The organism is Cellulomonas denverensis (genome assembly GCF_012396125.1).
Lineage (GTDB): Bacteria > Actinomycetota > Actinomycetes > Actinomycetales > Cellulomonadaceae > Cellulomonas > Cellulomonas denverensis.
In genome coordinates this window covers 1-23,723 of record NZ_JAAXOX010000011.1, presented here as the reverse complement: position 1 = coordinate 23,723, position 23,723 = coordinate 1, and the positions used below count along the sequence as shown (strand labels likewise).

19 protein-coding genes are annotated in these 23,723 nt (G+C 73.1%); 2 read left to right on the top strand and 17 right to left on the bottom strand.

What is annotated here, in order from left to right:
- Positions 1 to 162: 162 nt before the first annotated feature.
- The 4 genes from HGA03_RS15185 to HGA03_RS15170 form a co-directional block, all read right to left on the bottom strand.
- Entirely contained in the window at positions 163 to 1,344 is a 1,182-nt protein-coding gene (locus HGA03_RS15185) for a Gfo/Idh/MocA family protein (protein WP_239073778.1), read from the bottom strand.
- A 61-nt stretch (positions 1,345 to 1,405) separates the two neighbouring features.
- On the bottom strand, positions 1,406 to 2,446 hold the full coding sequence (locus tag HGA03_RS15180) for a substrate-binding domain-containing protein (RefSeq protein WP_168631144.1): 1,041 nt from the start codon (positions 2,444 to 2,446) through the stop codon (positions 1,406 to 1,408).
- A 156-nt stretch (positions 2,447 to 2,602) separates the two neighbouring features.
- Positions 2,603 to 3,637 (bottom strand): ABC transporter permease, encoded by a 1,035-nt coding sequence (locus HGA03_RS15175; protein ID WP_373307739.1) that lies wholly within the window; start codon positions 3,635 to 3,637, stop codon positions 2,603 to 2,605.
- The gene (locus HGA03_RS15170) at positions 3,634 to 5,160 is read right to left on the bottom strand and encodes a sugar ABC transporter ATP-binding protein (RefSeq protein WP_168631143.1); all 1,527 of its coding nucleotides are present in this window, start codon (positions 5,158 to 5,160) and stop codon (positions 3,634 to 3,636) included. The genes HGA03_RS15175 and HGA03_RS15170 overlap by 4 nt, the downstream gene beginning before the upstream one ends.
- 303 nt (positions 5,161 to 5,463) lie before the next feature.
- Here HGA03_RS15170 and HGA03_RS15165 point away from each other — a divergent pair, with 303 nt between their 5' ends.
- Positions 5,464 to 6,633 (top strand): ROK family transcriptional regulator, encoded by a 1,170-nt coding sequence (locus HGA03_RS15165; RefSeq protein ID WP_239073776.1) that lies wholly within the window; start codon positions 5,464 to 5,466, stop codon positions 6,631 to 6,633.
- 37 nt (positions 6,634 to 6,670) lie between these two features.
- Here HGA03_RS15165 and HGA03_RS15160 read toward each other — a convergent pair whose 3' ends face one another.
- From HGA03_RS15160 to HGA03_RS15100, 13 genes are all read right to left on the bottom strand, one after another.
- Positions 6,671 to 6,919 (bottom strand): hypothetical protein, encoded by a 249-nt coding sequence (locus tag HGA03_RS15160; RefSeq protein ID WP_373307740.1) that lies wholly within the window; start codon positions 6,917 to 6,919, stop codon positions 6,671 to 6,673.
- Positions 6,907 to 7,485 (bottom strand): hypothetical protein, encoded by a 579-nt coding sequence (locus tag HGA03_RS15155; protein WP_168631140.1) that lies wholly within the window; start codon positions 7,483 to 7,485, stop codon positions 6,907 to 6,909. The genes HGA03_RS15160 and HGA03_RS15155 overlap by 13 nt, the downstream gene beginning before the upstream one ends.
- 118 nt (positions 7,486 to 7,603) lie before the next feature.
- Positions 7,604 to 8,824, bottom strand: a complete 1,221-nt coding sequence (locus HGA03_RS15150) for an Ig-like domain-containing protein (RefSeq protein WP_168631139.1) — start codon at positions 8,822 to 8,824, stop codon at positions 7,604 to 7,606.
- 617 nt (positions 8,825 to 9,441) lie between these two features.
- Positions 9,442 to 10,239, bottom strand: a complete 798-nt coding sequence (locus HGA03_RS15145; protein ID WP_168631138.1) for a hypothetical protein — start codon at positions 10,237 to 10,239, stop codon at positions 9,442 to 9,444.
- A gap of 13 nt (positions 10,240 to 10,252) precedes the next feature.
- Entirely contained in the window at positions 10,253 to 12,352 is a 2,100-nt protein-coding gene (locus tag HGA03_RS15140; protein ID WP_203767751.1) for a beta-galactosidase, read from the bottom strand.
- Positions 12,353 to 12,387: 35 nt separating this feature from the next.
- A complete protein-coding gene (locus HGA03_RS15135; protein WP_168631136.1) occupies positions 12,388 to 13,371 on the bottom strand; it encodes an ABC transporter permease in 984 nt (327 codons plus the stop codon).
- On the bottom strand, positions 13,368 to 14,918 hold the full coding sequence (locus HGA03_RS15130; protein ID WP_203767748.1) for a sugar ABC transporter ATP-binding protein: 1,551 nt from the start codon (positions 14,916 to 14,918) through the stop codon (positions 13,368 to 13,370). The genes HGA03_RS15135 and HGA03_RS15130 overlap by 4 nt, the downstream gene beginning before the upstream one ends.
- 34 nt (positions 14,919 to 14,952) lie before the next feature.
- Positions 14,953 to 16,107, bottom strand: a complete 1,155-nt coding sequence (locus HGA03_RS15125) for a substrate-binding domain-containing protein (RefSeq protein ID WP_239073773.1) — start codon at positions 16,105 to 16,107, stop codon at positions 14,953 to 14,955.
- A gap of 364 nt (positions 16,108 to 16,471) precedes the next feature.
- A complete protein-coding gene (locus HGA03_RS15120) occupies positions 16,472 to 17,488 on the bottom strand; it encodes a LacI family DNA-binding transcriptional regulator (protein ID WP_168631134.1) in 1,017 nt (338 codons plus the stop codon).
- An 87-nt stretch (positions 17,489 to 17,575) separates the two neighbouring features.
- Positions 17,576 to 19,141 carry a nickel ABC transporter ATP-binding protein NikE gene (gene nikE / locus HGA03_RS15115; RefSeq protein WP_168631133.1) on the bottom strand — a complete coding sequence of 522 codons (1,566 nt, stop codon included), beginning with the start codon at positions 19,139 to 19,141 and terminating at the stop codon, positions 17,576 to 17,578.
- Positions 19,138 to 19,932 (bottom strand): ABC transporter permease, encoded by a 795-nt coding sequence (locus HGA03_RS15110; protein WP_168631132.1) that lies wholly within the window; start codon positions 19,930 to 19,932, stop codon positions 19,138 to 19,140. The genes nikE and HGA03_RS15110 overlap by 4 nt, the downstream gene beginning before the upstream one ends.
- The gene (locus tag HGA03_RS15105) at positions 19,929 to 20,903 is read right to left on the bottom strand and encodes an ABC transporter permease (RefSeq protein ID WP_168631131.1); all 975 of its coding nucleotides are present in this window, start codon (positions 20,901 to 20,903) and stop codon (positions 19,929 to 19,931) included. Before HGA03_RS15105 ends, HGA03_RS15110 begins: the two co-directional genes overlap by 4 nt.
- Before the next feature lie 3 nt (positions 20,904 to 20,906).
- Positions 20,907 to 22,532 (bottom strand): ABC transporter substrate-binding protein, encoded by a 1,626-nt coding sequence (locus HGA03_RS15100; RefSeq protein ID WP_168631130.1) that lies wholly within the window; start codon positions 22,530 to 22,532, stop codon positions 20,907 to 20,909.
- 88 nt (positions 22,533 to 22,620) lie between these two features.
- On the opposite strand from HGA03_RS15100, the gene HGA03_RS15095 reads away from it, so the two are divergent.
- Entirely contained in the window at positions 22,621 to 23,190 is a 570-nt protein-coding gene (locus tag HGA03_RS15095) for a TetR/AcrR family transcriptional regulator (RefSeq protein ID WP_239073782.1), read from the top strand.
- Positions 23,191 to 23,723 lie beyond the last annotated feature (533 nt).

Genomic DNA, 23,723 nt, shown 5'->3' with positions numbered 1-23,723 from the left:
TGATGCAGCTCCTCAGGGGGTCTGGTCGCCGGGGTCGGGTCCGGGTCGTGCAGCGGCAACGGCACCCGACCTCGTCATGACAGGGGCCACCGGCTCCGTCGCCGGCGGGGTCGCACACCTGCTCCTTCCACGTCGTTGTGGGCTCGGGACTGACGGACGTACTCAGCCGACCGCCGTCCAGCGGCTGTCGTCGGCGGCCGAACGCTCCACGGCGTCCAGCACCCGCTGCACCGCCAGCCCGTCCGCGAAGGACGGTGCCGGGTCGGTGCCCGCGGCGATCGCGCCCACCAGGTCGACCACCTGGTGGGTGAAGGCGTGCTCGTAGCCCAGGCCGTGACCGGCGGGCCACCAGGCGGCGATGTACGGGTGCTGCGGCTCGGTGACCAGCACCCGCCGGAAACCCTGCACGTCGTCCTGCCCGTCGAAGAACTGCAGCACGTTCATGTCCTCGAAGTCGAAGGCCAGCGACCCCGCCGACCCGCTCACCTCGATCCGCAGCGCGTTCTTGCGCCCGGTGGCGAACCGGGTGGCCTCGAACACCCCCAGTCCCCCGCCGGACAGCCGGGCCAGGAACACCGCGGCATCGTCGACCGTGACCGGCCCGGTGGTGTCGCCGGGCGCGGCCACCAGCCCACCGGTGGGACCGCCGGCCGGGTAGGGCCGCTCGGTGACGAAGGTCTCCAGCGCGGCGGCCACCCCGGTCAGCGCCTGCCCGGTGACGAACTGGGCCAGGTCCACCGCGTGCGACCCGATGTCGCCCAGGGCACCGGAGCCGGCCAGCTGCTTGTCCAGCCGCCAGGTCAACGGCGCCTGCGGGTCGACCAGCCAGTCCTGCAGGTACTGCACCCGCACGTGCCGGATCTCGCCTAGCCGCCCGTCCGCCACCAGCTGGCGGGCCAGCTGCACCGCGGGCACCCGGCGGTAGGTGAAGCCCACCATCGAGCGCACCCCGCGGGCGGCGGCACGCTCGGCGGCGGCCACCATCGCCTCCGCCTCGGCCAGGGTGTTGGCCAACGGCTTCTCGCACAGCACGTGCTTGCCCGCGTCCAGGGCGGCGATCGCGATCTCCGCGTGGGTGTGGCCCGGGGTGCAGATGTCCACCAGGTCCACGTCGTCGCGGTCCAGCAGCTCGGGCCAGCCCGTGACGGTCTGCTCCCAGCCGAGCCGTTCCGCCGCGGCCTTCACCGCGCCGGGGTCCCGGCCGGCCAGCACCCGCATCCGCGGGGCCAGCGGCAGGTCGAAGAACCGGGGTGCGGTCCGCCAGGCCTGGGAGTGCGCCGCGCCCATGAAGGCGTAGCCGACCATCCCGACGCCGAGCGTGCGGCCGCCGTGTGCCTCGTCCATCGACGGGCTCCTTCCGTGGTCGGTGCCCCGGGCCGGTCCCTCCCCGGCCCGGGGCACCAGCTCAGGACTCGAAGGCCGAGTCGATGTACTCGTCGACGTTCTCCTCGGTGACCACCGGGGCGTACAGCTGCACGGTGCGCGGCACGCTGAACGAGGCCAGGTCGCTGAGCGAACGGTCGCCGTGCGCCACCAGCCGGGCGAGCTTGATGCCGTCGGCGGCCTGGGTGGACGGGTAGATGACCGTGGCCTTGACCACCGACTCCGGGTCCTGGATCTCGCGCATCATGTTCGCCGAGCCCGCGCCACCGACCAGGAAGAACTCGTCCCGGCCGGCGTTCTCGATCGCGGCCAGCACGCCGACACCCTGGTCGTCGTCGTGGTTCCAGATCGCGTCGATCTCCGGGGCGGCCTGCAGCAGGTTCGCCGCCGCCTGTTCCCCGCCCTGGACGGTGAAGTCGGCGGCCACCCGGTTGGCGACCTCCAGCCCGCAACCGTCCAGCGCGTCGGCGAAGCCCTGCGACCGGTCCTGGGTCAGCGGCAGCGAGTCGATGCCGGCGATCTCGGCCACCACCGCGTCCGGCTGGTCGCCGAGCTGCTCGCAGATGTAGGTCCCGGCCGAGACGCCCATGCCGTAGTTGTCGCCCAGCACCGTGGTGCGGGAGGCGAACGGGCTGGAGAACTCCCGGTCGACGTTGATCACCGGGATGCCGGCGTCCATCGCCTTGGTGGCGACGTCGGTCAGGGCGCCCCCGTCGAAGGGCAGCAGCACGATGGCGTCGACGTCGTCGTTGATGAACTGCTCGATCTGGCTGATCTGCAGGTTCACGTCGTTGGTGCCCTCGGCGACCCGGAGCTCGACGTCCTCGTACGTGTCGGCCTCGGCCTGGGCGGCGGTGGTGATCGCGCCCATCCAGCCGTGGTCGGCGGCCGGGGCGGAGAAGCCGATCACGACGGTGTCGCCGGGTTCGTCGTTGTCGGAGACGGCCTGGTTCACCGCCCCGCCACCGGTGTCGTCGGTGTCCTCGGCGGGGGTGTTCGACGTGCAGCCGACCAGGACAAGCCCGGCCACGGCGGCCAGGGGGATCAAACGGCGGACGGACATGACGATCTCCTTCGATGGATGTCCGGAATGCGGGCAGGGGTGGGTAGGGACGTGTCGGGGCGGTGCGACCTCGGTGCTCCGGCCACGAGGTCGGTGGCGCGGGTACCGAAGCCGGAGCGGGAGTACCGAACTCGGCGAAGCAGGGGCGGGCGCGCGTCAGCCGGGGGTGCGGGAGACGAAGCGCTGTTGCAGCAGGACGGCGGCGATGATGATCGCGCCCTTGGCGACGGCCTGGACCGAGGAGTCCAGGTTGTTCTGGATGAACAGGTTGGTCAGGGTGGCGAAGATCAGCACCCCCAGCACCGTGCCGACGATCGTGCCGCGGCCACCGGCCAGCAGGGTGCCGCCGACCACCACCGCGGCGATGGCGTCCAGCTCGTACAGCTGGCCGTTGGTGGAGGAACCGGCGCCGGTGCGGGCCAGCATCATCACCGCGGCGATGCCGGCGGCCAGACCGGCGAGCGCGTACAGCAGCATCGTGTGCCGCTTGACCGGGATGCCGGCCAACCGGGCGGCCTCCGGGTTGCCACCCACGGCCACGGTCCGGCGGCCGAAGGTGGTGCGGTTGAGCAGGAACCAGCCGGCGACCGCGACCAGCGCGAAGATCCAGACGATCTTCGGCACCCCGAGCAGGTCGCCCTTGAAGGTGGACTCGAAGCTGTCGACGGTGACCAGCTGGGTGCGGCGCTGGGCGATCAGCTCGGCCAGGCCGCGGGCGGCGACCAGCATGGCCAGGGTGGCGATGAAGGCGACCACCTTGCCGTAGGCGATCAGCACCCCGTTGATCAGGCCGGCGACCACACCGACCGCCAGCGCGCAGCCGACCATCACGATCCAGCCGTACTGGTCGGCCATGGTCTGGGTGGCCAGCGTGGTCGCCCACACCGAGGCCAGTCCGAGCACCGACCCCACCGACAGGTCGATCCCCCCGGCGGTGATCACGAAGGTCATCCCGATGCTCAGCACCCCGATGATCGATGCGGTGGACACGATCACCGTCAGGTTGTCCAGGCTGGCGAACCGGGTGCCGGAGGTGGCGTACCCGATCACCCCGAGCACCACCAGGGCGATGATCAGCCCGATGTTGCGCATCCCGGCCCCGCCGAAGCTGAACCGCTGGTGCGGGGCCGCCTGCTTCTCCACCCGGGCCTGCTCGGCCGCCGGGGGCGCCGCCGCTGTCTGACCGCTCACGCCGCACTTCCTTCCATCACCATGTCGAGCACGGCGTGCTCGTCGATCTGATCGGCGGGCCCGGTGTGCACCACCCGGCCCTCGGACACCACCAGCACCCGGTCGGCCAGACCGAGCACCTCGGGGATCTCGCTGGACACCACCACCACGGCGGCGCCGGAGTCCGCCAGCCGCCGGATCAGGGCGTAGATCTCGGCCCGGGCCCCGACGTCCACCCCGCGGGTCGGCTCGTCCAGCAGCAGCACCCGGCAGCCGTGCACCAGCCAGCGGGCGAGCATCGCCTTCTGCTGGTTGCCGCCGGACAAGGTGCGGATCGGCCGGTCCACCCCGGCCGGGCGCAGGTCGAGCGACCGGGCCTGCTCGGTGGCGGCGGCGCGTTCGGCGCGCTCGTTCAGCAGTCCCCCGCTGGCGAACCGGCCGAAGCTGGCGAGGGTGATGTTGCGGTAGACCGGCTCGTCGAGCAGCAGCCCCTGGCTCTTGCGCTCCTCGGGGGCCAGCCCGATCCCGGCCCGGACCGCCGCGTCCACCGACCCGGGCCGGAGCCGGCGCTCGCCGACCCGGACGGTCCCGGCGGTGGCCCGGCGGGCACCGTAGACGGTCTCCAGGATCTCCGAGCGGCCGGAGCCGACCAGGCCGGCCAGCCCGACGATCTCCCCGGCGCGGACCTGGAAGCCGACGTCCCGGAACACGCCGCGCAGGGCCAGCCCCTCGACGTCGAGCACCACCGGCGCCGCAGCGCCCTCGGTGTCGCGCGCGACACGGGCCGGGAAGGCGTACTCCACGTTCCGGCCGGTCATCAGCTTGATCAGGTCGGCAGTGGGGGTGTCCGCCACCGGCAGGTTCGCGGCGACGGTGCGGCCGTCCTTCAACACGGTGATCCGGTCGCCGATCGCCCGGATCTCCTCCATCCGGTGCGAGATGTAGACGATGGCGACCCCGGACGCGGTGAGCTCGCGCACCACCCGGAACAGGTTCTGCACCTCGTCGGAGTCCAGCACCGCGGAGGGCTCGTCCATGATGATCACCCGCGCGTCGTGGGACAGCGCCCGGGCCATCGACACCACCTGCTGGGCGGCGGCGGACAGCGTGCCGACCTCCCGGTTGGGTGACAGTTCGGCGTGGCCGAGGCGGCGCAGCAGCTCCCGGGTGTGCCGGCGGGCCTCGCGGCGGTGCTGGACACCGGCGGTGGCGAGCTCGTGGCCGAGGTAGACGTTCTCCGCGACGGTGAGCCCGCCGACCACGTCCAGCTCCTGGTACATGGTGGCGATGCCGAGCTTGAGCGCGGCGACCGGGGTGGCGATGGTGACCGGGCGGCCGTCGACCAGGACGGTGCCCTCGGTGGGCTGGTGCGCCCCGGCCAGGATCTTGATCAGGGTGGACTTGCCGGCGCCGTTCTGCCCGAGCAGGCAGTGCACCTCGCCGGGCAGGACCTCCAGGTCCACTCCGTCGAGCGCCCGGGCACCCGGGAACTCCTTCACGATGCCGCGCATCTGGAGCAGCGGCTGGGGGTCGTCGTTGACCATGTGGCGATCCTCACCAGAGTTTCGTCGGCTGTCAATCAAAAGTCAGGAGTTCGTCGGCGCGTTATGTGATCGTGACCGACAGAAGTGAGGGACAGCGCACCCCAGGTCATGGGGTGGGCTTGGTCCGGCTTGCGGGCGGGGCGCGTCATCGCGGCCCTGACAAACTGTCGAACTCGGACGAGTCGGACAAGCAGGACGGTACGGGACCTTTTGCCGCTTGCCAAGCACAAGTGCCGCACAGCTTGGACGAAAGCGGCCGACGCGGACGTCACTTCGTGGTTCACTGACGGGGTGCAGGACGTCGTGAAGCTCCCCCAGCGGCACACCGGTGCCGGCGAGCTGTTCCAGCTGCTCCGGGACGGTCGGCCCCGGACCCGGGCCGACCTGGCCGCAGCCACCGGACAGGCCCGCTCCACCATCGCCGCCCGGGTCGACATGCTGATGGCCGCCGGCCTGATCTCCCCCGCCGGGGAGGCCACCTCCACCGGCGGGCGGCCACCGACCACCTTCGCGTTCTGCCCCAGCGCCAAGGTCGTGCTCGCCGTCGAGCTCGGCGCCACCCACGCCCGCGCCGCGATCACCGACCTGGGCAGCACCGTCCTGGCCGAGACCGAGTCACCGCTCGCCATCGCCGAGGGCCCCCAGGTCGTCCTGGACTGGGTGGTCACCGCCGCCCGCACCCTGCTCGCCGAGCACGGCCGCGACCTCGGCGACCTGGCCGGCGTCGGCGTCGGCCTGCCCGGACCGGTCGAGCACTCCACCGGCCGCCCGATCAACCCGCCGATCATGCCCGCCTGGGACGACGTCGACGTGCCCGGCATCCTGGCCGCCCAGCTGCACGCCCCGGTGCTGGTCGACAACGACGTGAACCTGATGGCCCTCGGCGAGCACCGCACCGCCTGGCCGGACGTGGACGACCTGCTGTTCGTCAAGGTCGCCACCGGCATCGGCTCCGGCGTGATCTGCGACGGCGACCTGCGCCGCGGCGCCCAGGGCACCGCCGGGGACATCGGCCACATCGCCGTCCCGGGCGCCGAGGGCGTGCCCTGCCGGTGCGGCAACGTCGGCTGCCTGGAGGCCGTCGCCTCCGGCCACGCGGTCGCTGCCGCCCTCACCCGCCAGGGTCTGACCGCCGCCACCGGCGCCGACGTGGTCGCCCTGGTCCGCTCCGGCGACCTCGCCGCCAGCCGCGCCGTGCGCCAGGCCGGGCGGGAGATCGGCGCCGTGCTCGCCGCCTGCGTCAGCCTGCTCAACCCGTCGATGATCGTGATCGGCGGCATCCTGGCCGAGGCCGGCGAACACCTGATCGCCGGCATCCGTGAGGTGGTCTACTCCCGCACCCTCCCGCTGGCCACCCAGCACCTGCGGATCGTCACCTCGCAGGCCCGATCCCAGGTCGGCATCCTCGGCGCCAGCGCGATGGCGGTCGACCACGTGCTCAGCCCGGAGGCGGTGGACGCGCTCATCGCGTGACCACCGCCGCCGGGCTGCCGGGGCTCAGGTCCGGGGCTCAGGCCCGGCGCTGCAGCCGGTGACGCAGCAGCAGGGCACCCGCCCCGGCGAGCAGCGTGGCACCCGCCGTGGCCAGCCCGGCCGGCACCCCCGCACCGGTGGCGGCCAGCACCGTGGTGGTCGGCGGTGCCGTGGTCGTCGGCGGGACCTCGCCGGCCGGGGGCACCACCGTGGGATCCGTCACCGTGACCCTGACCTCGACCTCCACCACCTGTCCTGCGTAGTCCCGCACCGTCACCGAGAACACGTCCGTGCCCACGAAGTCCGCGGCCGGGACGTAGCGCAGCGTCCCGTTGGCCAGGGACCGCCGACGGTGCCGCCGTTCGCCGTGTAGCTCGCGGACTGCTGCCCCGCCCACTCGTCCTGGCCGGACGCGGGCAGCGCCGACCGGTAGTCCACCACCGTGGGAGCGCCCGCCGCCACCAGCAGGTCGAGCGAGGCCGACTCGGCCACGGCCGCCGGTGCGAGTCCCAGATCGGTGTCCGCTGCCGGAGCCGGAGCCTGCGGCGGGGCGGCGCCGGGCTCCGGTGCCGGCGACTCCGCCACGACATCACCGTCCGGGCCGGCGGGATCCGGCAGGACGGTCTCCCCCTCGTCGATCGGGCCGGGCTCGGTCACCTCCGCCGGATCGGTCGCCCCCACCCCGGCATCCGGGTCCGGCACCGAGCCGGGATCCGGTTCCGCGAGGGGCTGCTCGGCGGTCACCTCCGGCACCGGCGGTGTGGGCTCGGCCGCTACGGCCGACACCGCGCCGGTCCCGATCACCATGACTCCGGCCACCGCGACCACCCGCAGCCCTCGTCCTGCCCTCATCCACCCGTCCATGGCCGTTCCCCTCGTCGGCGCCGGTGCGGCATCCCGGCGGTTTGGTCCGCGGCAGCGTGTGGACCGCGGTACTCAGATGACGTACAGGGAGGCGGAAAGGTTGGGTTCAGCGCTGCAGGGCCCGGTGGCGCAGGAGCACCAGCCCGGCACCGGCCAGGACGGCCGCCCCGGCGACGGCCAGCCCCGCCCCGACCTGGACACCGGTGGCCGGCAGCACGCCGACGTCGACCGTCACCGTGACCCGGACGTTCTGCCCAGCAGGATCGGTCACGGTCACCACGAACGTGTCCTGACCGGTGAACCCGGTGGCCGGGGTGTACGTCAGGTCGTGCGGCGCCGGTGGTGCGCTCAGCGTGCCGTGCCCGGGGTCGGTCCAGGTGGACCCGACGGCCACGCCGTTGCCCCCGGCGGCCGCAGCGGGGTGGACGACCACGGCGGTGTCCACCGGGGTAGCCACGCGCACGGCGGCGTCGGCCAGCCGTGGCAGGACGTCGACCTGGACCGTGCCGGTGGCCTCGCCACCCACGCCCGTCACCGTGTAGGGGAACTGGACGGCGCCGATGTGGCCCGCCGCTGGGGTGAAGGTGACCTGCCCGGTGGCCGCGTCCAGTGCTGCCGAGCCGTGGGCCGGATCGACCGGGCCGATGGCCGTGATGCGATCGAGCGCAGCACTGGCCAGCGGAACCGCGGCTCGGGTCTCCGCCGCGTCCGCTCCGGCCGCCGGAACCGGCTCGGTCTGAGCGGCTCCGTCCGGACTCCGCTCGGGTGCGACGTAACCGAAGGTGACAGGCACCTCGGCCGGCGTGTACCGCTGGATCGGAACCCCGATCGTCTCGTGATGGACCGTCACCAGGAACAGGACCTGATACTCGGTCCCGCCGGCGAGCACCGTCACCGTGAGCGGGTCGTCGGTGCCCGGCGTCTCGTCCGGAGCGACGTACTCGATCGTGCCGGCGGAGAGGTCCACCGACGCCGTGCCGAAGGTCGGGCCGCTGACACCGACCAGGGTGACCTCCCCTGCGTCTGGGTAGAGCTGCGCGAAGGTCTCGGCCCACGGCACCATCTGCGTGCGGCCCCGCACGGCCGTGAGCCACGTGACCGCGGTCTCTTCGGTGACGGCAGGCTGGGACGGGTCGTCGGTGGCGGTCACGGCCGGAGTGGCGGGCTCTGCCTCCTCGGCGGGGACCGTGCCGGCATCCGGTGCGAGGGACTCCTCCGGCTCGGGGGCAGGCTCGGAGGTCGGCTGGACCACCGGTTCCGTCGCAGGCGACCCCTCGGCGGCCACGGTGGTGGCGACCCCCGATCCGAGCAGCAACACGCCGGTCACGGCGGCGACCCGCGCGCCTCGTCCGGCACTGACCCATCCACGCATGGAGCTTCCCCCTGTTTCGCGTCGTCGACGACGCCTCGAGGCGCGGAGGAGTAACCGCGCGGACCCGATGGTGCCGGTCGGGAAGCCCTCGGTGGCGGATCTGAGTGGTGATGGTGGACGAGTTGAGGGGAGGGCGCCACTCGTTCCTGGTCGCTACCCAGGGGCGACGGCTCGCGCCGCCGACTCGATCAGCGCCGCAGGGCCCGCCGCCGCATCACCAGCAGCACCCAGCCCGCCAGCACGCTCGCCACGGCGGCTATCAGTGCCGTCCGGGCCGGGACGCCGGTCGCCGCCAGCGTGGTCACCGGCTTCACCTCGGCGACTGACCTGCACTGGGCATCCCACCCATGTCCCGTTCCCCTCGTTCGCGCACGACGGTGTGCCGCGCGCGGCCGACCTTGCTGTCCGGGAGGTGGCAGGTCCGGGCCGCTGGGTGCCGGCTGTGCACGGAATGAGGGTGTCGGAAGGGGGGATGGGGTGGTGGGTGTCCGCGCACGCCACACCCCGGACGCACGCCCCCGGGGTGTGGCACGAGCCCTCCCGCTCGCACCACACCCCCGAGGACCGCCAGGTCAGCCGCGCGCCGCGCCCTCCCGGATCGACGCGGTGCCCGAACTCAGGGCGCCGGTCAGCACGGCCGCCTTGTCCACCCCGGTGGCCGCCAGGAACTCCTCGGCCACCGCCCGGTCGAGCAGCAGCGCGTAGGACACCTCCCGCCCCCGGTCGCGCTGCCAGGTCACCAGCCGGTCCAGCACCTCGTCCCGCGGCCCGGCGATGTCGACCAGCGACGGGTCGGCGGTGGTGACCGAGGTGACCTTCCACTCCTCGTCCAGGTCGAGGACCAGGGAGGTCCACAGCGCCCCAGCGTCGTACACGCCGAGCACCGCCGTCGTGCCGGGTGCCACGTGGGCGCGGGCGGCGGCCTCCACCTCCTGGAGCGAGGCGCCGATCCGCCACTGCAGGCCGAGCTGCGACCGGGCCGGGCCGGGGTGGGTCACGATGCCGGCCGGGAAGCTGTCGATCGTGGCGTAGGTGTTCTGGACGAAGGCGTCCAGGTCGGCGTCGATGTCCCAGGCGTCCTGGATCGAGGCGAAGTAGGCGTCGACGTCGTCGCGGTCGAGCACCACCACCAGGTCGGTGGTGTCCGCGTTGGCCCGGTACAGCTCCCGGGCGACCCCGGCCGGGTCGTCGACCGTCGTCACCGTGCCCGCCACCGGGATCCCGTCGGTGTGCCGGAGCTTGAGCACCCGCCCGGCCTCATGGATGACCACGATCCGCCGGGCGGCCTTCGCCGAGCGTAGGAGGAGGGACTGGGCGTTGCGCCACTGGTCGACGTCGATGTCGGCCATGAGGACGTCCTTGTGCAGCATTGACCTTGTCCTTTCAGGCGGTGACGGTGCACCGGTAGACGTGGATGGAGTAGGGCGGCAGCGTGTCCGTGATCGCGCCGTCCTCGACGGGCACCGTGCGGCCGGACCACAGTTCGGTGACCGTGCCGGTGACGGTGCCCGGGCGGACGGTGGCCGCGATCTCCCGGTCGGTCGGGTTCGCCACGTACACCACCTTCGCCGCCGGGTCCTCGGGGGTGCCGTGGATGGCGACGTCCAGCGCCGGGTCGTTGGCGGTCCAGGCGGTGACCCCGGCGTCCCGTCCTTCGGCGGCGACCACCTCGGGCACCCGGTCGAGATCCCGGACCAGCACGAGCCGACCGGTGCCGACGGTGGCCCGCCGGACGCCGTCGGTCTCCGTGCCGGCGGCGAGGGCGTCGGCCAGGATCGTGCACGGTCGCATCGTCTGGTCCAGCGCGGGCGCCTTCGGTCCCATCACGACGGTGTTCCCGGCCTCGGCGTGCCGCAGCAGCGACTGCTGCAGGCCGGCGTCCAGGTAGTCGAGGGTGGTGACCACCACCAGCTTGCGACCGGCCCAGCGGTCGGGCGCCAGGGCGGTGTCCGACAGCAGGTAGCCCAGCCCGGAGCCGGCCATCGCCTGCGAGAACGCGGTGAACCAGGTGCCCTTGGCCAGCTGCACCGGCTGGTCGAAGCCGAGCGGCTCCTCGCTGACCGTCAGCGGCCCCGCGTACTCCGAGAAGCCGGAGGGCGTCTCCAGGAAGTCCCCGGGGAAGGACACCAGCACCGCAGCCGCCTCCAGCCGGTCGTAGTCGCGGTTGGCGAGCAGCAGCGCGTCCGCCTCACGCGAGTACCGGTCCAGGCCGTTCTCGCTGAGCAGGGCGTTGACGTGCCCGAACATCTCGACCTTGTCCGCCCGCTCGCGGCCGTCGCGCCGGATCGGGGAGTCAAGCCACCGGTCCCGCTCGACCAGCATGTAGCGGCTGAAGCCCTTGATGCCGTGCATCAGCGCCGCCTTGGTGACGAACTCCTCGTCGGACAGGTCGCCCGGGTTGAGGTACCAGGGCCAGACGCCCGCGATGAACTCGGGGATGTACGGGTACCGGCTGGACCCGACCACGTAGGACACGACGGTCTTGACGTGCGAGTACAGCTCCTTGCGGGCGTAGATGTCGAAGCCGACGAAGTCCAGCTTCTCCTCCAGGCCCATCAGGTTGAACGGCGTGGTGAAGCCGGAGGCCGCGCCGCCCGGGCCGAGCGGGTGGGGGTAGTTGTGGAACAGGGCGATCCCGCCGAGGCCGCGCTCGCGCATCATGCCGCCGAGCCGGTCCATCGAGGTCACCAGGTACCGCTCCCGGTACTCCGCCCAATCGGTGTACCAGGGGATGTCCTGGCGCTCGGTGCCGGCGAACCGACGCGGCGGGTCGAGCTGGGCCGGATCGGTGTACGCCCGGCCGTAGACCGCGGCGACGGTGGCGAGGTCGCCGTACTTGTCCAGCACGAACTGCCGGTAGCCCGCGATGGACTCCTCGGAGAAGTCGGCCGCGTAGGCGTTGACGTTGAAGAAGTAGGCCATCTCGTTGTCGACCTGGGCGGCGACGATCCCACCGTGCGGGTAGGCGTGCTTGGCCAGGATCGCGCAGATCGCGTCGTACCAGAGCGCGGTCTCCTCGAAGAACTCCTCGCTGGCGTAGTTCAGCGCCGGGATCGGCTTGGGCACCTGGGTCAGGATCACCTTGGAGCCGCGGGCGCTGCGGGCGTGCAGGCGCTCGTTGGCCAGGATCCTTTTCGGGTAGCCGAACCAGGTGAGCTCGGAGTTGATCTGCGGGCCGGGCCGCACGACGACCGAGAACCCCTTGCGCTCGCACAGCGTGAGGAAGGCATCGATGTCGTTCGAGGGGTTGATCTGCCCGAAGTCGAACTGGCCCCGGGAGATCTCGTGCACCTCCCACGGGATGTAGATCGAGATCATCGTGAAGCCCATCGCCGCGACCGAGTCGAGGATGGGTTCCCATCGGTCACGGTCCAGGCGCCAGTAGTGCACGGCGCCGCCGTAGAGCGCGGTCGGTTCGCCATGGAGGGCGAGACGGTGGTCGGAAATGGTGACAGGGCGCTGCGCACCGCTGCTGTGGGGCACGGCTCTTCCTTTCATCGAGGGGATTGGTGCTGACGTCACTTCTTGCGGGCGAGCGCCACCGCGAGCACGATGATCACGCCCCGCACGACCTGCTGCTGGCTGGAATCGAGGCCCGCCAGGATCAGCCCGTTGCTGATCAGGGCCATGAGCAGGGCGCCGAACAGGGTGCCGATCACCGAGCCCTTGCCGCCGGAGAGCGCGGTGCCGCCGAGGATCACCGCGGCGATCGCGTTCATCTCGTCGCCCGAGCCCCACTGGAACCGGCCGGAGTGCAGCCGGCCGGCGTAGAGCATCCCGGCGAGGGCGGCGGTCATCGAGCAGATGAGCATCACCCGGAAGGTGATCCGGGCGGTGTTGACGCCGGAGTACTCGGCGGCCACCCGGTTGGCGCCGGTCGCCAGCACCCGCCGGCCGAACCGGGTCTTGCGCAGCACCACGGCGCCGATCGCGACGACGATGGCCATCCAGACCACCAGACCCGGCAGCGGGCCGATGTTGCCCGAGCCGAACACCGTGTTGAAGGTGCTGTCCAGGATCGGTTGGGGTGCGGAGGCCGTCACCCACTGGGCGACCCCGACCGCGATGCCCAGCATGGCCAGTGTGACCAGGAAGGACGGGATCCGGACGTAGGCCACCAGGGCACCGTTGATCGCGCCGACCAGCAGGCCGACCGCCAACCCGGCCACGATGCCCGGCACCAGTCCGGCGTGCGAGATCGTGATCGCCGTGGTGATCGAGGACAGGCCGGCCACCGACCCGACGGACAGATCGATCTCCGCGGCGGCGATCACGAAGGTCATGCCGACCGCCATGATCGCCACGATCGCGGTCTGGCGCAGGATGTTCAGCAGGTTGGTCGAGCTGAGGAACCCCTGGTCGCCCAGGAGCAGCGCGAAGACGCAGAACACCAGCACGAACCCGACGTAGATGATGTCCCGGCGCCAGTCGATCCGGGCGGCGATCGCGCGCCAGCCGCTCGGTGCGACCACCTCGCCGGTCAGGGCGGCGGGGGCGGTCATGCGGCCAGCCCCTGCACCGCGAGCTCCAGCTCGACCTCCGAGGCGACCTCGGCGGCGTCGAGGCTGTCGACCACCACCCCGTCGCGCATGATCAGGAACCGGTCGCACATGGCGATCAGCTCGGGGAACTCGGACGAGATCACGACAACTCCCTTCCCGTCCCGCGCGAGCTCGCGCACGATCCGGACGATCTCCGACTTGGTGCCGACGTCCACGCCGGCGGTGGGTTCGTCCATCACGAGGACGTCGGGAGCCGTCCCGAGCCACTTCGCGATGACGATCTTCTGCTGGTTGCCGCCGGACAGGAGGCGGGCCGGGGCGTCCGGCCGTGCCACGGCGATCGAGAACCGCTGGATCAGTTCGTCCGAGAGCCGCCGGACCTGGTCGACGGCGACCAGCCCCCGGCGCAGCACCCGGTGCAGCAGCGGCAGGACCAGGTTGGAGCGGACCGAGTGGTCCAGCACCAGGCCCTGCAACCGCCGGTCCTCCGGCACGAGCACGATGCCGGCGGCGATCGCGTCCCGCGGCGAGCCGATCCGCAGCGGCTGACCGTCGCGGGTGACCGTCCCGGCAGTGATCGGGTTCACCCCGAACAGGGCGCCCGCCAGCTCGGTCCGGCCCGAGCCCATCAGGCCCGCGATGCCGAGCACCTCCCCCGCGTGCAGCCGCAGGTCGGCGCCGTGTACCCCGCGGGCGTGCAGGTCGCGCACCTCCAGCAGCACCGGGGCGTCGGCCGGGACACCGCCGACCGCCCGGCCCGCCGCGGCGAGCTCCCGCCCGGCGATCCCCGCGACGATCTCCTGCGGGGTGATGTCCGCCAGCCGTGCGGTCAGCAGGTGCCGCCCGCCCTGCAGGATGGTGATCCGGTCGGCGATCCGGTCGACCTCGTCCATCCGGTGCGAGATGTAGATGATCGCGATGCCCTGGGCCTTCAGGCGGCCGATCAGCTCGAACAGGGCGTCGACCTCGTGCTTGGCCAGGGACGCAGTGGGTTCGTCCATGATCAGCACCCGGGCGTCCCGGCTGAGCGCCTTGGCGATCTCGGTGAGCTGCCACTGGGCGGTCGGCAGGCCACCCACCTCCGCACCGGGGTCGATGTCGACCTCGATCCGGCGCAGCAGCGCGGCGGCCTCCCGGCGCATCCGGGCGTCGTCGATCAGTCCGCGGCGACGGGGCTCGTCGTCCAGGAAGATGTTCTGGGCGACGGTGAGGGTGCTGACCAGGGAGAACTCCTGGAAGACCATCCCGATCCCGGCGGCCTTGGCCTCCTGGATCGAGCTGGCCCGCAGGTCGGTGCCGAAGACCTCGACGGTCCCGGCATCCCGCTGGTAGACGCCCTGCAGGATCTTCATCAGTGTCGACTTGCCGGCGCCGTTGCCGCCGGCCAGCGCGTGCACCTCACCGGGCAGGACCTCGAAGGACACGTCCCGCAGGACCGGTACGCCGTCGAAGGCCTTGTCGATCGCCCGCATCCGGACCGCGGGCACCGTGCCCGGGCCGGTGGTGTGGTCGCCATGCCCGGTGCGGGGCGCAGCAGGGGAAGGCATCTCCACCTCCTCGGTGGTCGTGGGGGGCGGACGGTCAGTCGGTGAAGGCGTTGGCCAGGTCGCTCGGCGGGTCCTGGTTGTAGACCGTGGACCAGGCCTCCAGCACGTTGTCGTGCGTGACCGGGAGCGCCGGGAGTGCCACGAACGCCGGTGCCTCGCGGCCGAGCAGCGCACCCGCGGCGAGGTTCGCCTCGGTCACACCCTGCTCGTAGGGCCGCTGGGCGCCCAGGCCGATCACCATGTCGTCCTGCGCCAGGGCGATGGCGACGTTGGTGCCCAGGTCCTGGGTGGCGATCTTCAGGTCATTGCGGCCCGCGGACCGGGCTGCGGCCATCACGCCCTCGGCCGGCACGTCCCAGACGGCCCAGATGCCGTCCAGGTCGGCGTTCTGGGTGAGCAGGGCGTCGGCGACCTTCTGCGCGTCACCGGCGAAGTCCGGACCGGCGATGCCCCGCTCGGTGACGACCTCGATGTCGGGGTACTGCTCCTCGATCGTGGTCATGAACCCGTCGTAGCGCTGCTGGGTCACGAAGAAGTCCGCCTCGTGGTAGATCACCGCGATCTTCCCGGCGCCGCCGAGGGACTTGGCCATCAGGTGCGCCGAGACGACGCCGTTGCCGTAGTTGTCGGCCGAGACCATCGACACGTAGTCCGTGCCGGCCTCCAGGCCGTCGGGCACGTTGTCCATGAACACGAGCTTGATGCCGGCGTCGGCCGCCGCCTGATAGGCCGCGGCGGTCGCCACCGGGTCGGTCGGGATCGAGACGATGATGTCCGGGTTCTTGGCCATCACGGTCTCGATGTCGGACACCTGCTGCCCGGGGTCAAAGTTCGCGTCCGTGACGGCGACCACCTCGATGCCCAGCTCGGCGAAGCGGGTCTTCAGGCCGTCGATCTGAGCATTGGCCCAGTCATTGCCGCCGTAGTGCATCACGATCGCTGCCGTGGCCCCGAGGTCGGCCACCTGAGCCACCTCCTCGTCGCTGAGGTCGGCCACCTCCGCCGGTGACGGTTCCTCCCCGTGCGGGCCGGTGGCCAGCACCTGGTCCGCCAGCTCGGCGAGCGCCGCGTCGGCTTGGGCGGAGACGCCCGAGTCGTCCGCGGCGGTGTCATCCGCCTCCGACGAGCAGGCCGCCAGAGCCAGCGCGGCCACGGCGACCGGGGCCGCCCACTTCCACGTGCGCAACATCATCAATCTCCCTTGATCGGTGAAGCTGGATGGTCCGGCCGGGCGACCCACCCCCGGAGGTCCGGCCCGGTCATCGCCTCCGCGTCGAGGCCGATGACTACGCCAGTGTGAACGTTCGCCCTATCGCCGTCAAGGATCTAGGCGAACGTTCGCCCAAACATGGGACGAGCGACGGCCGGGGAGGGGGCAGCGGGATGGGTGGAGCGGGGACCCAGCGGGACGGTGGGCCCGCGGGACGGGTGGGCGGCGCGACGGGTGGGCCGCGGGACGGGTGGGCCCACGGGACGGGTGGGCCCAGCGCGAAGTGTGGATCGGAGACGGGCCGGCGAGGGCGGTGGACCGAGGGGCGGGCGGGGCGGCGGTGTCAGCGGGGCGGAGCCGTGGAGGCCCGCACGATCAGCTCGGGCTGGGCCGGGGTGGTGTCGGCCGGCTCACCGTCGATCAGGCGCAGCAGGATCTCCATGCACCTGGTCCCGACCGTGACGAACGACTGCCGCACGGTGGTCAGCGGCGGGAAGACCTGCGAGGCGAACTCGTTGTCGTCAAAGCCGACCACCGAGATGTCGTCGGGTACCCGCACCCCGTGCTCGTACATCGCCCGCAGGAAGCCGAGCGCCATCAGGTCCGAGGCGATGAAGATCGAGCCGGGCAGACCGTCCGCGATCATCCGCTGCCCGATCCGGTACGCACTGTCCCCGGTCCAGTCGCCGTACCGCACCGGCAGGGCGGGGATCCGGGCATCCCGCAGCTCGCCGAGCCAGCCGCGCAGCCGCACCTGGCCGTCCAGCCAGTCCTGGCTCCCGGCCAGATGCGCGATCTCCCGGTGCCCGAGCTCGATCAGGTGCCGGGTCGCCAGGCGGGCACCGAGCTCCTGGTCCTCGTAGAACACGGTCAGCTTCGGGGTGCTGGTCTCGCCGGGGGCCAACAGCACCACCGGCACCGGGATGGTGATCTCCTGGGTGACCTTGTCCAGCGGCATCCGTGGCGCTATCACCACGATCCCCTCCACCCCCCGTTCGATGAACGAGGAGAACGCCCGGACCGCGATCTGCCAGTCCGGCGCGCGCAGCGTGGTCACCACGGCGGTGTAGCCCGCCTCCCGCGCCGCCGCCTCGACCGCCGCCAGCGTGCTGACCGGGCCGTATCGCGGCGAGGCGTCGGCGATGATCCCGATCGTCCGGGACCGGCTGGTCACCAGCGCACGGGCGGTGTCGTTGCGGTGGTACCCGAGGCGGGCGATCACGTCCTGGACCCGCGACCGGGTCTCCTGGGAGACCCGCGGGCCGCCGTTCACCACCCGGGAGACGGTCTGGTACGACACCCCCGCCTCGCGGGCGACATCCTTCAGCGAGGGGCGGCGCGGCTCGCCACCTGCTGCCATACCGCGACCCCTTAGCGACCGATCCAGAACAACCGGTTCCATCATCGCTGCTCAACCGGCCGCACGGAGGTCAACGCGCCGCACCCGTCATCCGGTCGGCATCGCCCGGGCCGCCAGCAACTCGCGGGTCACCGGATGCCGCGGCGCGGCGAACACCTCCGCCACCGCCCCCTGCTCGACCACCCGCCCCCCGCTCATCACCAGCACCCGGTCGCACACCCGCCGGATCACCCCGAGGTCGTGCGAGACCAGGACCAGTGACAGCCCGGCGGATCGCCGCAGCTCCACCAGCAGCTCGAGCACCGCGGCCTGCACCTGAACGTCGAGGGCGGAGACCGGCTCGTCCAGCACCAGCACCCGGGGATCGCTCGCCAGCGCCCGGGCGATCGCGACCCGCTGCCGCTGCCCGCCGGAGAGGGTGCGTGGGCGGCGGGCGGCGAGTTCGGGCGGCAGATGCACGGCGGCCAGCAGCTGCTCGACCGTGGGCGAGGAGTCGCCGGTCCGGGCCTGGCGGAGCACGGCGCCGACGGTCAGCCGGGGGTCCATCGAGCCGAGCGGGTCCTGCGGCACCCACCGGATCGCTCCCCGCTGCGCACGACGGCGGGACTCGGGCAGCGCCGACCACGGGCCACCGTCCAGTTCCACCGTTCCGGCGCCCGGGGTGTCGGCGGCCAGCAGCAGGCGGGCCAGCGTGGTCTTGCCGGAGCCGGACTCACCGACCAGCCCGATCGCCTCGCCGGCGCGCAGCTGCACGTCCACCCCGTCCACCGCGGGCAGGTGCAGGCCACCGGGCAGCGGGAACACCCGGCGCAGTCCGCGTCCGGTCAGCACCGGGTCGCCGGGTGCGGGCATCGGGCCGGGTCCGTCCGGCAGCCGGGCGGCGGCGACCAGTCGCCGGGTGACCGCGTGCCGGGGCGCGCCGACCACCTCGGCGACCGGGCCGGACTCCACCACCCGGCCGTCGTCAATCACCAGCACCCGGTCGGCGACCCGGGACACCGCGGCCAGGTCGTGGGTGATCAGCAGCACGGCGGTGCCGGCGTCGCGCAGGTCGGCGAGCAGGTCCAGCACCCGCGCTGCGACGGTGGCGTCCAGCGCGGTGGTCGGCTCGTCGGCGATCAGCAGCGGCGGATCGGCGGCCAGGGCGGCGGCGATCAGCGCGCGTTGCCGCATCCCGCCGGAGAGCTGGCCGGAACGCTGCCGGGCGCGCAGCTCCGGTTCGGGCAGCCCGGCCCGGGCCAGCAGCTCGTGCACCCGGGCCGGGCGGGCGGCGCGGGGCAGCCGGGGGGCCGGGCGGCCGGAGTCGTCGCGCGGGCGCCGGATCGCCAGGGTCTCGGCCACCTCGGCGCCCACCGTGCGCAGCGGGTCCAGCGAGCCGAGGGCGTCCTGGAGCACCAGTCCGACGTCCCGGCCCCGGGCCGCCCGCCACTGCCGCGGCCCGAAGGCACGGGCGTCCCGGCCGAGCAGGGAGAAGGTGTCCGCCGTGGACGGTTCCAGACCGACCAGCGCCCGGGCCAGCACCGACTTGCCGGCCCCGGAGCCACCGACCACGGCCAGGCACTCCCCCGGGTCGATCCGCAGGTCGATCCCGTGCAGCACCGGGCGGCCGAAGGCCACCCGCAGCCCGGCGACGTCGAGCACCGGCGCGGTCATGTCGCCACCCGGCCGATCCGGCGGCCCAGCACGGTCAGCGCCGCTGCGGTCAGGGTGATCGCGGTGCCCGGCATCACGGTCAGCCACCAGGCCGAGTCCAGGTAGAGCCGGCCGGCGTTCAGCATCGCGCCCCATTCCGGCGACGGGGGCAGGGCGCCGAGGCCGAGGAAGCTCAGCGCGCACACCCAGACCACCGCCTGCCCGATCCCGAGCGTGGCCACCGACACCAGCGGCCACAGCGTGTTCGGCAGCAGGTGCCGGCCGAGCACCCGCACCGGCCCATGTCCCTCCAGCCGGGCCGCCTCCACATAGCCGGAGGCCGCCACCGTACGGACCCGGGCGCGCAGGATCCGGGCGTAGCCGGGGGCGGTCGCCACCCCGACCGCCAGCACCGAGGACCGCACCCCGGCGCCCTGCACCGCGACCAGCAGCAGCGCCAGCACCAGGGTGGGCAGCGCGAACAGCACCTCCAGCACCCGGCCGACCGCGGCGTCCAGCCAGCGCGGACCGAGTCCGGCGGCCAGCCCGAGCACCAGTCCGGCCCCGACCCCGATCGCGGTGGCCGCCGCCCCGATGCCCACCGAGGCGCGCGCGCCGTGCACCACCCGGGTCCACAGGTCGCGCCCGGACTCGTCGGTGCCGAGCCAGTGACCGGGCCCGGGCGGCAGGAAGCTGTGCAACGGGTCGATCGCGGTGGGGTCGCCCGGGGCCAGCAGGCCGGGCCAGACCACGGCGACCGCGATCAGGCCCACCACGACCGCGGCGAGCACGGTGGCGACCCGGCCGGTCATGCCACCACCTCCGGCACCACCGCGGTGACCGGGGCGGTCCGCGGGTCGAGCAGGCGTTCGATCAGGTCGACCACCGTCATCACGACCACATAGGCCAGCGCCACCACCAGCACCGCACCGATCACCACCGGCACATCCCGGCTCAGGGTGGCGTCCAGCAGCAACCGGCCCAGACCCGGCCGCCCGAACAACGTCTCCACCACCACCGCCCCGGACAGCAACGAACCGAAGGCCCAGCCGGACAGCGACACCGCGGGCAGCACACCGTGCCGCAGGCTGTGCCGCCAGAGCACCCCGACCGCCGAGCCGCCGCGCGCCCGGGCGGTGACCGCGAACGGCGCCGCCTCCGCCTCGGCGACCGAGTCCCGGATCAGCTGGCCGAGGAACCCGGCGACCGGCACCGCCAGCGTGACGGTGGGCAACACCAGTGAGGCCGGGTCGTCGCCGGCACTGGTCGCCGGGAACCAGCCCAGGGCGGTGGAGAACACGCCGATCAAGACCGCGCCCAACCAGAAGTGCGGCACCACGGCGGCGACCACCTCGGCGCCGCGCAGCACCGCCGCACAGGCCCGGCCCACCGGCCCGTGCGCCCGGGTCGCGGCGGTGGCGACCGCGAGCGCCAGCACCCAGGCCAGCACCAACGCCAGCACCGCCAGCAGGAAGGTGCCGGGCAGCTGTGCGGCCAGCAGCTCGCTCACCGGCATCCGGCGGGCGTAGGAGTCGCCGAGGTCCAGGGTGACCACCCGCCACAACTGGGTCAGGTACTGCACCACCAGCGGCCGGTCCAGCCCGTACTGCTCCCGGGCCGCCGCCACCGCCTCCGGTCCGGCCTGCGAGCCCGGTCCGCCGAGGATCGCCTCGGTCGGGTCACCACCGGCCGCGCGCAGGGCGAAGAACACCGCGGTGGCGACCACCCAGGCCACCAGCAGCGCCGAGCCGATCCGGCCCAGCAGCCACCGCCACCAGACCACGGGTCAGGAAACCAGGCGGGCGTCGAGGAAGGTCGGCGTCGCCACGGTGTTCAGGGTGCGCACGCCCTCGGCGCCGCTGACCAGGAACCGGTTCAGCTGGTCGTACAGCGGCAGCACGGTGTAGCTGTCCAGGATGATCTGCTGCGCCTGCTGGTAGAGGCCGGCGCGCTCGTCCGGGTCGGCGGTGGCCACGGCGCGGTCCAGCAGGTCGTCCAGTGCGGGGTCCTTGAGCTGGGCGTGGTTGGCGAAGTACCCGCTGGGCGCCGGGATCGTGCCGTCGGAGTGGTAGAGGATCCGCAGCACGTCCGGGCCGACCTTGGTGTAGGGCGCGCTGACCGCCTCGTACTCGTTCGCCCCGAGCGCGGTGTACCAGCCGGACAGGTCCAGCGGGGTCAGCACCACGTCGAAGCCGGCCTGCTTGGCCCCGGCCTGGATCTGCTCGAACAGCGACTGCTCCGCGGCGACCGACTGGTTGGTGCTGACCGGGAAACGCACGGTCAGCCGCTCACCGTCCCGGGTGCGGTAGCCGTCGGCGTCGCGCTCGGTCCAGCCCGCCTGGTCCAGCAGCTCGTTCGCCCGGTCCAGGTCGGCCCCGAACAGGCCGGGGTCGGAAAGCACATCGGGCTCGACGCTGGACAGCACCGAGGTGGAGCGCTCGACCGTCCCGGCGAACAGGGTCTCGATCCCGGCATCCACGTCGGCCGCCCGGATGAAGGCCTCCCGGACCCGGATGTCGTCGAAGGGCGCCTGGGCGGAGTTCAGCTCGATCCGGTTGGAGGCGCCGGGGCGCGGGGCGTCGATCAGCGTGATGTCCCCACCGGCGGCGGCCACCGCATCCGGCTGCGGGTTGTCGATCACCTGCACCTCACCGGAGCGCAGCGCGGCGTAGCGGGTGGCGGCATCCGGGATGAACCGCCAGGTCAGGCCGTCCAGGTGCGCGGTGCCGTCGTGCCCGGCCTCGGGGTCCAGCCCGGCGTAGTCGTCGTTGCGGACCAGGTCGACCTGCTGCTGCGGGATCCAGCGCTCCACGATGAACGGTCCGGTGCCGACCGGTGCGGCGCAGTTCTCCTCCATCCCGCGCGCGATGCCGGCCGGGGACTGCATCGCGGTCCACTGCTGGCTGAGCGACTCCAGCAGCGCCGAGTCCGGCTCGGTCAGGTGGAACCGGGCGTGGGTGGCGTCGACCGCCTCCACCGAGGCCACCTTCTGCACCGCCAGGTAGCCGGTGGACGATCCGGTGTCCGGGTCCTGCAGGTGCTCGATGTTGGCCCGGACCGCCTCGGCGTCGAAGGGCGTCCCGTCGGTGAACTCGATCCCGTCGGCGAGGGTGAAGTCCCAGGTCAGACCGTCATCGCTGGTCTGCCAGTCGGTGGCGAGCCAGGGCAGGATCGTGCCGTCCTCGGCCCGGCCGACCAGCGGCTCCAGGTACTGGGTGCTGATCAGCGCCTGCGGGTAGTTGCCGCCGACGTGCGGGTCCAGGCAGGTCGGTTCGGCGTCGCCGCTGGCGTACACCAGGGTGCCGCCGTCCTGCGCGGTGGGGGTGGCGGTGCTGCCGCCACCACCGGTGCACGCGGCGACCAGCAGCACCGGCAGGGCGGCGGCGAGGACCAGGACGGACTGACGGGCCACGGGGGCTCCACCTTCGACTCGGGATTGTTGAACCGGATCCAAGAATAAGGGGGACCTTCGGCCCGGCACCTACCATGAGCACGTGACCATGCCCACACGCCGCGGACGCCCCCGCGCCTCGTCCCGGGCCATGCTGGAGGAGGCCGCCGGGGAACTGTTCCTGGAGCGGGGCTACGACGCCACCTCGGTCGCGGACATCACCCAGCGCGCCGGGGTCAGCCGGTCCAGCTTCTTCAACTACTTCGACCAGAAGTCCGACCTGCTGTGGGCCGGGTTCGACGACCTGGTCACCCGGCTGCGCGCCGACCTGGCCGCCCCGACGGCCGGCGCCGGGAGCTCGGCGGCCCGCACCGCCCTGCTCCGACTGGCCGGCGACCTGCCCGCCGACCACGTCGCACTCGCCTTCACCCAGTCCGACGCGATGGGGCTCGGCGAGGACCTGCACCTGGCCGCCGCCCGCCGCACCCTCGCCGTCGCGGACGCCCTGCTGCCCGCCGCCGCCGGCCTGGACCCGCTGCACGCCCGGGTCGCCGCCACCGCCTGGTCCGGCGCGCTGATCGCCGCGGTGCAGGAGTGGTCCCGCGCCGGGGCCGACCGCACCAGCCTCCCGAACCTGCTCACCCGCGCCCTGGCCCCGGTCGCGGGCGCCTTCGACTGACCCCGCACCGGCCCGCCGGGCGAGGGCACCGCGCCCCCGCGCTGGCTCCCCCGCGCTCACTCCCCCGCGCTCGCCCCCGGCGGACTGCGTTACCTGGCTCCACCTCGCCTCACTGCCTGCCTCGCCTCACCGCCCACCCAGGCTCACCGCCCACCCAGGCTCACCCCCGCAGCGCCGAGTTCGGCACTCCCGCTCCGACTTCGGTACCCGCGCCGCCGACCTCGCGGCCGGAGCACCGAAGTCGCACCATCCCACCTCACCGCCGCGCCGCCTCCTCCGCGCCTTATCGCCGCACCGCCCCGCCGCGCCTCACCCCGCACCACCCCCTCCGCACCGCCCCCTCCGCGCCGCCTCGTCCGCGCCGCCGCGCACCGCCTCACCCCGCACCGCCTCGCCCGCACCGCCTCGCCCGCTGGTGCCCGCCCCGGCGCAGGCGCTGGACAAGCACGTGGTCTTCGTCCCGGTGGAGCAGGCCGGGGCCCTGGTCGACGCGCTGGCCGCCGCCGGTGCCGGGGCGATCGGCGAGTACCGGC